This window comes from Paraflavitalea soli (assembly GCF_003555545.1).
Lineage (GTDB): Bacteria > Bacteroidota > Bacteroidia > Chitinophagales > Chitinophagaceae > Paraflavitalea > Paraflavitalea soli.
Map to the genome: position 1 here is coordinate 2275792 of NZ_CP032157.1, position 14970 is coordinate 2290761.

12 protein-coding genes are annotated in these 14970 nt (G+C 49.0%); 5 read left to right on the forward strand and 7 right to left on the reverse strand.

Going from position 1 to position 14970, the window contains the following annotated elements; translation table 11 throughout:
- Positions 1–4: 4 nt before the first annotated feature.
- Genes D3H65_RS08425 through D3H65_RS08435 form a run of 3 tightly spaced genes read right to left on the reverse strand, consistent with a single transcriptional unit; the run spans position 5 to position 4508 of the window.
- Positions 5–754, reverse strand: a complete 750-nt coding sequence (locus D3H65_RS08425) for a LytR/AlgR family response regulator transcription factor (RefSeq protein ID WP_119049894.1) — start codon at positions 752–754, stop codon at positions 5–7.
- A gap of 12 nt (positions 755–766) precedes the next feature.
- Entirely contained in the window at positions 767–3685 is a 2919-nt protein-coding gene (locus tag D3H65_RS08430; RefSeq protein WP_119049895.1) for a sensor histidine kinase, read from the reverse strand.
- A gap of 52 nt (positions 3686–3737) precedes the next feature.
- Positions 3738–4508, reverse strand: a complete 771-nt coding sequence (locus D3H65_RS08435; RefSeq protein WP_245999701.1) for a menaquinone biosynthetic enzyme MqnA/MqnD family protein — start codon at positions 4506–4508, stop codon at positions 3738–3740.
- 53 nt (positions 4509–4561) lie between these two features.
- Here D3H65_RS08435 and purB point away from each other — a divergent pair, with 53 nt between their 5' ends.
- Positions 4562–5905, forward strand: coding sequence for an adenylosuccinate lyase (gene purB / locus D3H65_RS08440; RefSeq protein WP_119049897.1), 1344 nt, complete (start codon positions 4562–4564; stop codon positions 5903–5905).
- 31 nt (positions 5906–5936) lie between these two features.
- On the opposite strand, the gene D3H65_RS08445 is transcribed toward purB, so the two are convergent.
- A complete protein-coding gene (locus D3H65_RS08445) occupies positions 5937–6488 on the reverse strand; it encodes a GNAT family N-acetyltransferase (protein WP_119049898.1) in 552 nt (183 codons plus the stop codon).
- Between the two features lie 36 nt (positions 6489–6524).
- On the reverse strand, positions 6525–8120 hold the full coding sequence (locus D3H65_RS08450) for a peptide chain release factor 3 (RefSeq protein WP_119049899.1): 1596 nt from the start codon (positions 8118–8120) through the stop codon (positions 6525–6527).
- 226 nt (positions 8121–8346) lie between these two features.
- Between D3H65_RS08450 and D3H65_RS08455 the strand changes: the two genes are divergently transcribed.
- Positions 8347–9294 carry a hypothetical protein gene (locus D3H65_RS08455; protein WP_119049900.1) on the forward strand — a complete coding sequence of 316 codons (948 nt, stop codon included), beginning with the start codon at positions 8347–8349 and terminating at the stop codon, positions 9292–9294.
- 18 nt (positions 9295–9312) lie between these two features.
- Here D3H65_RS08455 and D3H65_RS08460 read toward each other — a convergent pair whose 3' ends face one another.
- Positions 9313–10182 (reverse strand): aldose 1-epimerase family protein, encoded by an 870-nt coding sequence (locus tag D3H65_RS08460; protein ID WP_119049901.1) that lies wholly within the window; start codon positions 10180–10182, stop codon positions 9313–9315.
- Positions 10183–10428: 246 nt separating this feature from the next.
- Between D3H65_RS08460 and D3H65_RS08465 the strand changes: the two genes are divergently transcribed.
- The 3 genes from D3H65_RS08465 (at position 10429) to D3H65_RS08475 (ending at position 13614) form a co-directional block, all read left to right on the forward strand.
- The gene (locus tag D3H65_RS08465) at positions 10429–11679 is read left to right on the forward strand and encodes an ABC transporter permease (RefSeq protein WP_119049902.1); all 1251 of its coding nucleotides are present in this window, start codon (positions 10429–10431) and stop codon (positions 11677–11679) included.
- 111 nt (positions 11680–11790) lie between these two features.
- On the forward strand, positions 11791–12816 hold the full coding sequence (tsaD, locus tag D3H65_RS08470) for a tRNA (adenosine(37)-N6)-threonylcarbamoyltransferase complex transferase subunit TsaD (protein ID WP_119054432.1): 1026 nt from the start codon (positions 11791–11793) through the stop codon (positions 12814–12816).
- 84 nt (positions 12817–12900) lie between these two features.
- Positions 12901–13614: a tRNA1(Val) (adenine(37)-N6)-methyltransferase gene (locus tag D3H65_RS08475; protein ID WP_119049903.1), complete on the forward strand. Its 714-nt coding sequence runs from the start codon at positions 12901–12903 to the stop codon at positions 13612–13614.
- Positions 13615–13663: 49 nt separating this feature from the next.
- Here the strand turns inward: D3H65_RS08475 and D3H65_RS08480 are convergent, their stop codons facing one another.
- Positions 13664–14869, reverse strand: a complete 1206-nt coding sequence (locus D3H65_RS08480) for an NAD(P)-dependent oxidoreductase (protein WP_119049904.1) — start codon at positions 14867–14869, stop codon at positions 13664–13666.
- Between the last annotated feature and the right edge of the window lie 101 nt (positions 14870–14970).

Here is a 14970-nt window from a genome sequence, read left to right on the forward strand (position 1 = left end):
ATGGTTATGACAGGCCAAAGCGGGCCATTAATTCATCTTTGCGGCGGGTAGCTACTTCGATCATGGCCCCATCTTCCATTTCAAGAAACCCTCCCCTGCCCCGGTGGTATTTTTTTACGTAATTGAGGTTCACGATATGGGAATTGTGGATCCTGAAAAAGGTATCATCCGTGAGCAGCGGTTCATACTCCTTGATGTTTTTGGAGGATATGATCTTTTCCATGTCTTTAATAAAAAAGGTGGTGTAACCGCTTTTCGCCTCGCACCGGATAATGTCGGTAAGCGACACAAATACATACCCCTCTTTGGAGGGCAGCGCTATTTTCTGAAGGCCCTGCTGAGGCCTTTTAAGGTTGTATAGCAGGTTTTCGATACGGGCATTGATGTTACGGGTAGCCAGCTTGTCCGATGCCTTGGTTACAGCGGCTATCAGTTCGTCGATATTCACGGGCTTCAACAGGTAATCCAGGGCACTGTATTTGATGGCTTTGAGGGAATAATTATTAAAAGCAGTAATAAAGATGATCTCAAAACTAACAGGCTTTAGTTTATCCAGCAGATCAAACCCGCTGCCATAGGGCATCTCAATGTCCAGAAACACCAGGTCGGGCCCTGTATCCCGGATAAGTGTTACACCATCTTCTGCATTGTCTGCCTGCCCTTCTATTTTTACCTGGGGACAGAATTCTTCCAGCATCAATTTGAGGATACGGTTATTTTTGGGTTCATCGTCGATCAACAAAGCACGTATCATGGTAAGCAGGTTTTAGTTACTGCTGCTGGCATTGTCCAGGGGAAACCGCAGGGTAACCCTCGTACCGGCAGGGATATTGTTTATTTCAAGGTCTTCAATCTCTATCAATACAGGGATTAAGCTGTTTTTGTTGAGCATCTCAATCCTTTTGGCCGTAAGCGTCATGCCCTTGGATTGGTATTCAATGGGTATATCACTTTTGTACTGGCCTGCTTTTTCCCGGCCCACTCCATTGTCTTCTACCATGCATATCAGGTAGTACTGGTCCAGCTTAAAGGACACCCTTATATGCCCCCCTTTATCATGTCGGTACCGTACACCGTGCCGGATGCTGTTCTCCACATAAGGCTGCAGGATCATGGGTGGTATAAACCAGTCGAAAGGATCAATATCCGGCGCTACCGTTACCGTATAGGAGAATTTGTCCTCGAATTTCGTTTTTTCCAGTTCAAGATAGGTAGCCAGATAGCTAATTTCTTCATAAATATTGATCTTGGTCCGGGAAGAAATATCCAGCGTAAGCCGTATAAGCCGGGAGAACTCCGTAATGAACTTATTGGCGCCCAACAGGTCCTTATCTATCACATACTGCTGCACGGAGTTGAGGCTGTTAAAGATGAAATGCGGGTTCATCTGTGCCTTCAGGGCCATTTGCTCCAGTTCTGTCATCCGGTTACTGATCTGCAGCTTCTCGTCATTTTGTCTGCGTACTCTTTTGATGCGGGCATTTACAAAAATCCATATCAATATCCAGGCAAAAATTAAAGCCGCTATTCTGAACCAGGTTTTCTCCCACAATAACTTTTCTACCTGGAAAGGGATACGGATCATATCACTGGCCACCCCAAACTTATTGGTGGCCATCAACTGTAGTTCATAGACACCAGAAGGCAGCGCCAGGTAATTAAGAAAAGTTTCCCGCGTGGTTTGCCAGTCATCGCTGAGTCCCAACAGGCGATACCGGTAGGTAATATCCCCCGCCGAGCGGTAAGAAATGCCCACATAGTCAAATCGTATCGAATTGCTGGTAGGCGGCAGGCTAAACCCTGCCGTATCAGCGGCCCATACCTGGCCCGAAGCCTGAATACCCGTCACACGCATTTTACAAGAGGAATTCAGGGTTATTTTTCCGGCATCAAAGCAGGTCAGTCCGGCGGGGGTGCCCACGTACACCTGCGAACCCTCCACATGAATGGCGTTAATGATATCCGACATCAGACCATCCGCAGCCGAAAAAGTGGTTATCGTATAGCTCTTATTATTACATTGTATCCGGTTGAGTCCTCTATCCGTCCCTAACCACACCTCATTGCCGGCAATAAACACATTGCGGCATATATCACTGGTCAATCCATCCTGTTGCCGGATAGACCACCGCACCTTTCCATCTTTGTACCCGATCAGGCCATCTCCATGTGTACCTATCCATAAAGTGCCATCAGGCGCACCCTCAATGCAGGCTATCCTGCTGCGGAACAACGGCTCTTTTTCTCCCAGCCAGGTATTCTTTCCCGTACTATCCAGTGCATACAACCCTTTTAATGTTCCATAATAGCAGGTCTTATTTTGCACAAATGAACAGGTTGACCGGGTATATCCTACAAGATCACTAAACACAAGGTCCGCTGTTGCTCTCAAAACCCCGGTTTGCAAACTGATCAATAATTCATTGCCGTCAATATGCATGGATTTGACATTAATGCTGGAGCTTCTATGGCGGTCTGGCTGGCGCAGGTCTATTACCCCCTGGTTGGTTCCCAGAAAAATGCGCTTCGGAGAATACCGTAGAATGGAGGTTATTTTAATATCCACACTGCCTTTGATCTCATAGTGGAACCGCTTTGACTGCGTTTTCGGATCAATGGCGAACAAAGATGATTTTTCAGATCCCACATATACCAGCGAGTCAATTTTATTGACACTGAATACAGGAAGATGATCTTTGTTGTTTTTGCTAAAAGTATAATTGATGAATTCAAATGACCCCACCCTATAAATGCCGGTTCCTGCGGTGAGGAACCAGTTATTCCCTTCTTTGTCCTGGAAAACATTATTCACATTCATACCCTTCAAAGCATGCCTGAATACTTTGTTATTTATTACATCATAATAATAAGTGCCATTACTGGTATTGATAGCGCAGAGTGAATCCCTGATCACAGAAAGATTGGTAAAATCAGGTGGTAAGGCTACAGCTCGTTGCCCGGACTGATGGATAAACAGCAGCCTATCACCATTCCTGTATGTAGTAAGATCAGGAGACAGAAAGTTACATTGGGACATCATTGGTGGAATAGCCAATTTTTCTTTGCTGATCAGCTTCAACTTGGCATCAAATGCTAAAGAATAATACCCCACATTTTGCATCTCTGCAAAAGCAGCAAAATGGCCGGAAGCGACTAAACCAGCATTGCTGAAACCAAAAACAGCTCCATCAATCTTTTTAGTAATCGTTACCTGCTGATCGGGGCTCACAACATATAGCGCCATCAGGTCCATGAACAGCAAACTACCCTGCCTGTCTTCCACAATATCTCTGATGTTGTCGGCTACCGGTATTCTTTTTAACAGAGAATCATTTTCCTGATTGTATATCTTCCCCTTCCAATAATAACAAATCGAATTCCGGAAGGGCATCATCCATACCCGCCCCTTTGAATCTACAAACAGCTTGATGATCTCATTATCCGGCAACCCATCAGCCTTGGTAAAGTTGCGAAAATGGGTACCATCAAAACGGCTTACGCCTGTTTCAGTAGCAAACCACAGGAATCCCTCCTGGTCTTCCACCCCATGGTACACAACAGAGCCTGCCAGGCCGTCTTTTACATCATAACGGGCATAACTATATTCCTGCGCGTATACAGTAAATGAGGAAAAAAAGATAAGCAGCAGCCATATTCTCAAACAGCGTCCTGGCCAGTAGCGCATAATCACTCCAGAATTTGCCCGAATGTAATATTTCTTCGCAAAAACCGGGTACTTATTTCTGCTCCATAACTACGGGCTCCTTCGTATGCTCCGTGAGTTTGGCAAGAAACAATTGCAGTGCCTCCCGCTTAGGCTGATCGAGTTGATAATTGATGAAGTGTGTATAATAGGTATGCAGGTCAAACACCGGGTAAGGCGTGGTAGCCACTACACTGGGAATCATATTGACCCCGGCCTCATTGGCCTGGTTGAAGGCAGCAATAAAGGCATCGGGCAGTTTTTTATTGCTCACCCAGGCAGCAAATACAAAAGGCAAACCAGTCATTTGTTTCCAGGCTTCGCCCAGGTCATATACATAGGCCGACTTGTTTCTTTGTTCCAATGCCCGGTCGCCAATGACCACACCCGCGGTAGTGCCTTTGATATCTGTCCGGAAATCCGTTTTAGTATCCACCAGGCGCGGCTGTATCTTCCAGTGTTCCCGCAGTAATATTTTGGCCAGGGCTACAGAAGTACGGCTTTGGTAATCCAGCAATACAGTCTCTATTTGTTCTACCGGCACCTCACTGAACAGGCACACCGAAGCCACCGGGCCGTCACAGCCAATGCACCAATCCGTATTAATATAATGTTCTTTCAGGTGGGGGATCACCGCTACAGGCACCAGCCCGATATCAATTGTCCCCTCCAGCAACTGGCGGGCAATATTGGCCGGATAATCAGCAATTAATTCAATATCATGGATCACAGAACTTTGCTTTAAACCATAAACCAGCGGTTTAGCATTCAGATAATTCACGATTCCAACCTTAATCTTCTCCAATTGATTTAATTTTACGGCGCAAAGGTAATAGAATATTGATATAACAACTGTTCATGGACTTACACGCACTTACAGCCATTTCACCAATTGACGGACGTTACCGTAACCAGGTACAGCACCTGGATGAATATTTTTCGGAATTTGCCCTGATGAAATACCGCGTACTGGTAGAAGTAGAATACTTCCAGTTCCTGGCCGATAAAAAGTTCTTTTCCCTCACCGCTCCCATGCGGAAAGCCCTGCGCGAGATCGTCGACAATTTCAGCCTGGACGATGCCCTGTTGATCAAAGACACAGAAAAAGTCACCAACCACGATGTAAAAGCCGTGGAATACTTCATAAAAGAGAAATTAAAAGCTGTTAAAGCCGATAAGGTCACCGAGTGGGTGCATTTTGGCCTTACCTCCCAGGATATTAATAATACCGCCATTCCCCTCTCCTGGAAACATGCGGTGGAATTTGAATACCTGCCTTCACTGCTCAACCTCAACCGGCAGTTGGAACTGTTGTCTGAGGAATGGAGGGATATCCCCATGCTAGCCCGTACCCACGGACAACCTGCCAGCCCTACCCGCCTGGGCAAAGAGATTAGGGTATTTGTGGAGCGCCTCGAAAACCAGGTAGAACAGTTTATCTACATTCCGTTTACCGCCAAGTTTGGCGGCGCTACCGGCAACTTCAACGCCCACCAGGTAGCCTATCCTAAAAAGGACTGGGTAAAACTGGGCAACGATTTTGTAGAAGGCGTATTGGGATTGCAGCGCCAGCAGTTTACCACACAGATTGAACACTACGATTTCCTGGCCGCCCATTTCGACGCCATGAAACGGATCAATACCATCCTGCTCGACTTCTGCCGTGATATATGGACCTATGTTTCCATGGATTATTTCAAGCAACGCACCAAAAAGGGAGAGATAGGCTCGTCTGCCATGCCCCATAAGGTAAATCCCATTGATTTTGAAAATGCGGAAGGCAATCTCGGTATTGCCAATGCCCTGCTGGAACACCTGGCCAGTAAATTGCCCGTGAGCCGCCTGCAGCGCGATCTGACCGACTCTACCGTATTGCGCAATATCGGCGTTCCTTTTGCCCACATCATCCTGGCCGTTAAATCCATCGAAAAAGGATTGGGTAAACTGGTACTGAATGATGAACGCATCTACAACGACCTCGACAATAACTGGGCCGTGGTAGCAGAAGCCATACAAACCGTTTTACGCCGGGAAAACTATCCCCAGCCTTATGAGGCCCTGAAAGAACTGACCAGGGGCAAAAATGGCATCAACAAGCAATCCATGCACCAGTTTATTGATGGACTGAAGATCTCGGCCACCCTTAAAAAGGAACTGAAGAAGATCAGTCCGCACAACTATATCGGCACCAACCCGGATTAAAATACTGTCGGGCTGAGCCTGTCGAAGCCACTTAAAGGGTGGGTCGCCCTTCCAGGGCGGCTCGCCCGCCAACATTCCCACATTTGTATCTCCACCAGATCATATTCCCTTTCCGGGTATAGGGGATGAAGTTATTTTTCCGCAGCACTTTGATGGAAGCCGCATTCGTTTCCTCTGTTTCCGCGAGCAGACAATGCACATCGGGCCGTTTTTTGCACCAGCCCACCATACCCCCCACCGCTTCACTCATAAAGCCTTTTCCCTGGAAGGCCGGCATGGTGCCATAGCCGATCTCTATTTCACCGTTGCCCGTAGGCTCGCCTTTAAAACCCAGCTCGGCCACAATGAGCCGGCTCGATTTTTCCACCACGATCCAGAAAGTATAAAAAAGATAATTGTCGGCCGTGGCACTGGCCATCTGGGGTAAGGTAAATTTGGTCACCATATGCTGTACGGCAGGCACTACCGTACGGCCATTACAGGTCAGGCGTACAGACTTTTCAAAAAGGTCGCCCGCCTGTAAGTACAGGTGCAATTGCTCCCTGGTAAGTGGAGATATCAAAAGACGGGGTGTCTCAACCATGGGATGAAGATAAGCCAGCTTCCCGATTCCTGCCAGTTACACCGCCTCCTTGTGGATCTCACTGGTAAAGTGAAACTCGATATCCGGGTTGTTCTGGCGCTCCGTGTTGAGGAACCATTCGCTTTGGGCGAGGTATACCAGGTGACCATCCTTATCCGTAGCAATATTGCTGCTCTTGAAGCGCGTGAAATCATCCAGCTTTTTAGGATCGGTACTGGTGATCCAGCAGGCTTTGTAATAAGGCTGCGCCCTGAATTCGCACGAGGCCCCGTATTCCTGCAACAGGCGGTATTGGATCACCTCAAACTGAAGTTCTCCCACACAGCCAATGATCTTCTTATTGCCGCCAAACTGGGTGAACAACTGCGCCACCCCTTCATCTGTAAGCTGCATAAGACCCTTTTCCAATTGCTTGGTTTTCATCGGGTCTTTATTGATCACCTCCTTAAAAATTTCAGGAGAAAAGGAAGGAATGCCCGTATAGAAGAAGTTCTCTCCTTCCGTGAGGGTATCCCCAATCTTGAAGTTGCCCGTATCAAACAAACCGACCACATCGCCGGGATATGCTGCCTCGATCACATCTTTATCCCGCGCCATGAAGGTGTAAGGATTGCTGAATCGCACATCCTTGTCGAGCCGCACATGGTGGAAGTACTTGTTGCGTTCAAACTTACCCGAGCAAACCCGCAGGAACGCGATCCGGTCGCGGTGCTTGGGGTCCAGGTTGGCATGTATCTTAAAAATAAAGCCGGAAAACTTGTCCTCATCCGGGCACACTTCCCGGACAGAGGTAGCCCGGCAACGGGGAATGGGCGCTACCCGGATAAAAGTGTCGAGCATTTCCTTCACGCCAAAGTTGTTGATGGCGCTGCCAAAGAATACGGGCGCCACTTTTCCTGCCATATAGTCTACTCCATTCAGTTCTCCGTGTACCCCATCCACCAGTTCTACATCCTCGCGCAGCAGGGCCGCATCTTTTTCCCCCAGGCGCTCATCCAGTATAGGATCACTCAGGTCCGAAATGTTAATGGAATCATCATCCGTAGCCTTGGTATTGGCTGTAAACAACAGCAGGCTCTTATCGTGCAGGTTGTACACCCCCTTGAAATCCTTGCCGCTGTTGATGGGCCAGGTCATGGGATGCAGGTGTATGTTAAGCTCTTTTTCCACTTCTTCCAGCAGGTCAAACCGGTTCTTGCCATCCCGGTCCATCTTATTGATGAACACGATAACAGGCGTATCCCGCATACGGCATACCTCCATCAGGCGGCGCGTTTGCTCTTCTACCCCGTTCACACTGTCGATCACCAGGATCACACTGTCGACCGCCGTAAGCGTGCGGTAAGTATCTTCCGCAAAGTCTTTGTGACCAGGTGTATCAAGCAGGTTGATCAGGATATTCTTGTACTCAAAGCTCATCACCGAGGTGGCAACCGAGATACCCCTTTGCCGCTCGATCTCCATAAAGTCACTCGTAGCATGCTTCTTGATCTTGTTACTTTTTACCGCCCCGGCCGTCTGGATGGCGCCGCCGAATAAGAGGAATTTTTCCGTGAGGGTGGTCTTACCGGCATCGGGGTGCGATATAATGGCAAAGGTTCTACGTTTCTGAATCTCGTTTATATATTTCATGCTGTATATTAGATTAGCTCGGTTATTGATTAATAACCAGCTTATTACTATCCTAGTCTATAGTCGGCAAACAGGCGCTAACTGCCTGAAAAACCGGTGCAAAGGTATCGAATTGGCAGTAGATGGCTGGGAAAATATACCTGCTGTTTTTATGTTAAACTCCACATTCCTGCATCACAGATAATCGATTGGAACCTATATTTATAATAACTCAAACCGCTATCCCATGCGCTCCCTTTTGATGCTCCTTGTCATTGGTGCCACGCTTTGCTCTTTCAATATGCCTTATCCCATACCTGCCCGCCCCTTGCGGATGCTGATCATGGAAAGCCAGGTGATCATCGAGGGAGAGGTGATCGGTGAGCATATCCTGATGGAGAAAGACAAAAAAGGAAGAGAATATGAAGGTGCGCATATAGCGGTCATCCGGGTGAAGAACCTGCTCCAGGGAAAGCTGGATACCGACACCGTGCAGGTCTTTTTTGAGCCCAATATGATCTGCCCTGCTCCGGCCAGCTATTCCGTCAATACCGCCGTCATTACCTTCCTCGACAAGCGACCCGACGGCCAGGGCTATTATACCCATGCCCTTTCTTATGGGGTTAAGCAACTGCCCCGCGAAGGGCTGGATATTTACAAGAAAAGGATCCGGGAAATGCAGGCCATCATGCAGCTGAAGGACACGGTGCAACAGCGCAATAAGATCATGGACTGGCTGGTCGCCTGTGCAGAGAACAAGTTCACCCGCTGGGAAGGGATATATGAGTTGTCGGGCGGCAGCAGCTTTTCCAGAATGGAACTTATTACACAGGAAAAGGAAGTGAGAGATCCGCTAACCGACCGTAGTTTAAACAAGCAGCAAAAGAAGACCCTGTTCAACCTGATCAGTAAGGATACGGTAAGGTCGGAAGACTTCCCGCTTATCGACCTGGTTATCGCAGACTACAAGGAACCCATCTTACAGCTGATGGTACATACCATCAAAAATTCCGGGACCGATAACCGTGGAGATCCCTGGCTTACCTACGGCCTCATGCACCGGATCAGGGATATAAAAAGGGACGAGCGCCTGTCAAAGCTGATCGCGGAATACGACAAACTGATGTGGAATACCGATAACAACGTCGGTCAACTTCAGCAGGAAAAGATCAGGGGCTTTATTGCACTATTGTAAACCGGTCCTGCTTGTACCTCAAAACAAGCTCACCGTCCAGGTACGGGTAAACACTTCTTTAGCGGGCAGCTTGTTGATGCCTTCCTTGTTCGTCAGTTGCTGGTTGGCGCCTACCCCATCGGCAATGCCGCACCAGGGTTCCAGGCATACAAAATCAGCCTCCTTAGCCGCCCAGATACCAAAGAAAGGAAAACCCGGGAAGTCCATCGACAAGCCATGTGGGGTCATATCCGACTGTAAAGAAATGCGGGACGACCTCAGTCCTTTGAGCACGAGCGCGTCTTTCTGGAACAGTTCTTTGGTCAAACGGAGGCGGTTGGTAACCTGGAGTAAAGGTCTAGGCGTGGTTTCAATCAGCCCATCGGGCGATATAGGCCAGCGGGGAGCATCCTCCTGTTGTTCGAATGTCAGGTAATAATCTTCATAAGTGGTTGTATCCGTCAAAGGAACCTTGAAGGCCGGATGCCCGCCTACAGAAAAATACAGTTCCTCTTTACCCGGGTTGGTCACCTCATAGGTTACTGTCAGCGAAGCCTCCAGGGCCGTGTACCGTATCCTGAATTCAAAAGCAAAGGGAAATACCTTCAGCGACTCCTCATTGCTCTTGATCAAAAAGGTGATGGCATCGGCTGTTTGACTCTCCACCGCAAACTGCTGATCACGGGCAAAACCATGACGGCCTAATCTATAAGACTGCCCCTTATATTGGTATTGATTGTTCTTTAAAGTACCTACAATGGGAAATAAGACCGGAGAATGCTTGCCCCAAAAAGCCGGGTTCCCGCTCCACATATACTCCAGTGAATGCTCTTTATGTACCAGACTGGTGAGTTCTGCGCCTTTGGGATTGATGACTGCTTTTAGAAGGGAACTTTCAATGGTAAACATGCCTGATAATTTCGGATTTCGAATGTAGGATGTAAGATTGCTCCACTCTTTGAACAACCTTAATTAATTATAATAACGCAAGATACGAAGGAAGGAGTTTGAAAACCAAGGCGTCAGCCATTCATTACCCGCTCTAAAAAGAAGAATTCGAAATTCTATATCCTGCATCCGTAATAATTTCTCCGCCCTGCCTACCAATAATCACATTAACGCTTCCGGTTAGCAGGAATACATTAAATTTGATACATGCGTCGCATATTTGAAATATTGGGCAGTAGCCTCAACCTTACCTGGCAGGAGTTCAAATCCCACAAGATCCGCACATTGCTATCCTTAAGCGGTGTGGCTTTCGGTATCTTTTGTATCATCGCCGTACTGGCAGCGGTGAACAGCCTGGAATATGCCGTGCAGAAAGATATCAAAGCCCTTGGCACCAATACCGTGTATATCGATAAATGGGAATATGCCGATGGCGGCAATGACTACCCCTGGTGGAAATATGTAAAGCGCCCCGATCCTTCCTACGATGAAATGGTGATGCTGAAGAAGAAAGTACCCGGCGCCGCCAATGTAGCATTCAACATCAGTACCACCAATACCCTCGAAGTTGGCGACAACAGTATTTCCGGGGTGAACTACTATGGTATTACTGACGAATTTTCCAACATACAACCCATCGAAATACAAATGGGCCGCTACCTGCAGCAGTCCGACTTCGATTATGGCGCCAACGTATTTGTGATCGGTTACGAAGTGGCCGTCAACCTGTTTGGCAATGCCGAAAAGGCCGTGGGTCAGCTGGTGAAGATGAAGGAAGGCAAGAGAGGATTGGTGGTTGGCCTCATCAAAAAACAGGGTAAAAGCATTGTGGGCGGCTGGGAATACGACAACAGCATCCTCATGCCAGTCAACTTCATGCGGCAGATGGTGCGCGAACGATACAGCAGCCCCATCATCATGGTGCAGGGCAAGGAAACCGTGCCCATGGCACAGTTGAAGGACGAACTGGCCGGCGCCATGCGCTCTATCCGCAAGCTAAAGCCCACCCAGGAGAATGATTTTTCCCTGAACGATATAGACGCCTTCAGCAGTTTTGCCAGCGATATTTTTGGCAACATCAACAAAGGCGGCTGGGCCATTGCCGCCCTATCCCTGGTAGTAGGTATGTTTGGCGTAGCCAACATCATGTTTGTGACCGTGCGCGAACGTACTTCCCAGATCGGCCTCAAGAAGGCCATTGGCGCTAAAAGTTCTACCATCCTCACCGAATTCCTGCTCGAATCCGCCTTCCTCTGCATCATGGGAGGATTGTTAGGCGTATTCGGCGTATTCCTCCTTACACTCATATCTTCCGCTGTAGGCTTTACCGTGTTCATTGCCCCCAGCATCCTGGCCCTGGCCATTGGCATTTGTATCGTTGTAGGCGTACTGGCAGGTATTATCCCTGCTTCCATTGCCGCCCGCATGAACCCCGTAGAAGCCATCCGCAGTAAATAAACAGCGGCCATTAAGGGTGGGTCGCCCTTTCAGGGCGGCTCACCCGATCTAAACGAGCCTGTCGAAGGCATGTTACCGGGAAAGGTGCAATGTTTTACCTTTGCAGCCTTTATGAGCATTTATATTTTAGCAATAGAGTCTTCCTGCGATGAAACCTCCGCCTCCGTTTGCCGGGACGGTATTATTTTATCCAATGTTATTGCCGGTCAGGCCGTGCACGAGCAATATGGCGGTGTGGTGCCCGAGCTGGCTTCGCGGGCCCATATGCAGAATATCGTACCCGTGGTAGACAAAGCCATGCGCGATGCAGGCTGTAAGATGGAAGACCTCGATGCCATTGCTTTTACCCAGGCGCCGGGGCTCATCGGCGCCTTGCTGGTAGGCGCCCAGTTTGCCAAATCCCTGTCCCTGGCCCTCGATGTTCCCCTCATTGCTGTGCACCATATGCAGGCCCATGTGCTGGCCAACCTGATCCCCACCGAAAAGAATGGCCATCCCGATCCCAAACCTTCCTTTCCCTTCCTTTGCCTCACCGTGAGCGGCGGTCATACGCAGATCGTGCTCTGCGAATCGCCCTTGTCTATGCGGGTGATCGGGGAAACGATGGACGATGCCGCCGGCGAAGCCTTTGATAAATCAGCCAAAATACTGGGACTGCCCTATCCCGGCGGTCCCCTCATCGATAAATATGCCCGCGAGGGCAATCCGGCCAGGTTTGCTTTTCCCGAGCCAAGGATACCCGGACTGGACTTTAGCTTCAGTGGTCTTAAAACCGCCATCCTCTATTTCCTGCAGGAAAACACCGCGGCCGATCCCCGGTTTGTGGAGAAGAACCTAGCTGATATCTGCGCCTCCATCCAGCACCGCATTGTCACCATCCTGCTCAACAAGCTCAAAAAAGCAGCCATCCAAACCGGGGTCAAAGACATTTGCATAGCAGGGGGCGTTTCCGCCAACAGCGGCCTGCGCCAGTCCCTGGTAGATTGGGGCCAACAATTCCGCTGGAATACGTTTATACCCGCCTTCCAATATTGCACTGACAATGCGGCCATGATCGCCATAACCGCCTATTACAAGTACCAGGCGGGCGACTTCAGTGAGCTGCGGGTAGAACCTACCGCCCGGGCCGAATGGTAAAGGAACAGTATAAATACTGATGGCTGGCATCACATAGCAATTTATCTTTATCCCATCATTGACACCGCTAACGCCCTGCTGCCTATGGCCAACAGTTACTTTCAGTTCAAACAATTTACTATTCACCAGGATCAATGCGCCATGAAGGTGTGCACCGATGCCTGTATACTGGGCGCCTGGTTTGCTGCCAAAGTGCCCGACTATTTCAACATCCTGGATATTGGCAGCGGTACCGGTCTCCTCATGATGATGCTGGCACAACAATCCGAAGCCGAGATACACGGCATTGAAATAGACCTGGCCGCTTTCAAACAGCTGAAAGAAAATGTAGCGCAGAATGGCTGGAGAGAACGGCTGCGCGTATTTCCGGGTGATGCACGTACCTACTCCTTCCCGCGCAAGTATAATTTTATCATCAGCAATCCTCCTTTCTTTGAAAATGATCTGGCATCAGCGTCAGACGAAGAACAGATCGCCAAACACAGCAAACTGTTGAAACTGGAGGAACTGGTACAAACCATCGATGACAACCTCGATAGTCAGGGAAGTTTTGGCGTGCTGCTCCCCTATCACCGCTGGGCCTATTTTCATGAGCTGGCTACCCGCCAGGGTTTTCACCTCGTAGAGAACCTGTTTGTAAAGCAAACCCCCAAACACCCTTCCTTCCGCTCCATCCTGCATTATAGCAGGCACAAAGAAAACTTTGCGCCCGAGTACGAACTCATTATCCAAAAAGAAGAAGGCGGCTATACCGATGATTTTATAGAACTGCTGAAGGGCTATTATTTGTATCTGTGAGTGTGAAATGTCAAACCACAGCGGAAGCAGTGTTTCAGCCGCTCACCACTTACCGCTCCTTTGCGTAATCATGCAGGTAATCAAAATGCGTAGTGAGTTTGCCTTTATCCAGCATTGTAGCACGCTGTATCACCTGTGATCCCTGGTTCCGGAGCAGGTCTTCCAGTATGTATTTGATCAGTTGCTCCCCAAAATAGCGACTGGCATCACGGGGCAGTTCATTGGGCAGGTTGCCCACTGCCATTACATCGATGCTGCCGGGCAGGTAGGGCGCTGTTTTTTGGAGCGTAACCTTGTCCACCCCATACACAGGATTGTCGATCGTTTGATCACCCAGGTTAATAGGCACCGAGCCATGCGCGTCATCTGTGATATCGGCGATCGTTTGTATCCGGAAGGCGGGATGCAGGATATCCTTTTCCTCAAACAGGCGGGGAATATTCGTATCCCAGTAAATCCCATTCATCAGCACATCCGTTTGGTGTGCATAAGGCAGAAAATGGCCGATGTATTCTTCGGGCTGTTCATGAAAATGCGTGCGGTTGTAAGCGCCGCTGGAGCGGTGCCGGTACAGGTCCGCTCCTTTCAATTGCGTATATACCGGGTAGGTGTATTGGCGTTGCAGGTATTCATCAGGCTCTACTTCGTGCACACCCATCAGGTTCATGATCTCCAGGATGCCATGCGCTACCCGGCCGCTGCCCGTCACCGCGATCTTGATGGCCGGTATCCGCAGGCCAAAATAAGTATGGATCAGCTCATGAAAGCTCTTTTGTTTGTGTACCCTTACCAGGTCATAAGCCCCCGTGCGGTGCCCCCAGGCCATCATACCGTTGTGCGCCCCTACCACGCCCGCAAAAAAGCCAAACCCGATGATCCGCTGCCCATCTTCATGTTCCAGGCATTCGTAGTCGATGAGCGTGATCTGTTGCTCCATCATGGCGTGGAATAAGGCCTGGTTGTAGGGCTGTTTTTTGCGTGTATGCGAGAAGAAAAGGTAGGTTTTACCGGGTATGAGCTGACTTACCGGCACTTCTTTGATGCCGAACAGGACATCACAGGCACTTACATCGTCCTGTACTGCTATGCCCGCCTGCCGGTATTCTTTGTCGGAGAAGCACCGGTTGGGCGATGATTGTACTATGATCTGCACATCCGTGGAGTTCTTATGGATCCATTTGCATTGTGCCGGGGTAAGCGCTACCCGGTTATCCGCCGGTGTCTTTCCTTCCCTGATCAAGCCAATTCTGATCATAGTTGTATCTTTGCCATGAGTTGCAAATGTAATGGATCGTACCTAAATCAAACAGACTCCCCCATGTGGCAAAAAATATGGACCATCGTGCGTAAGATACT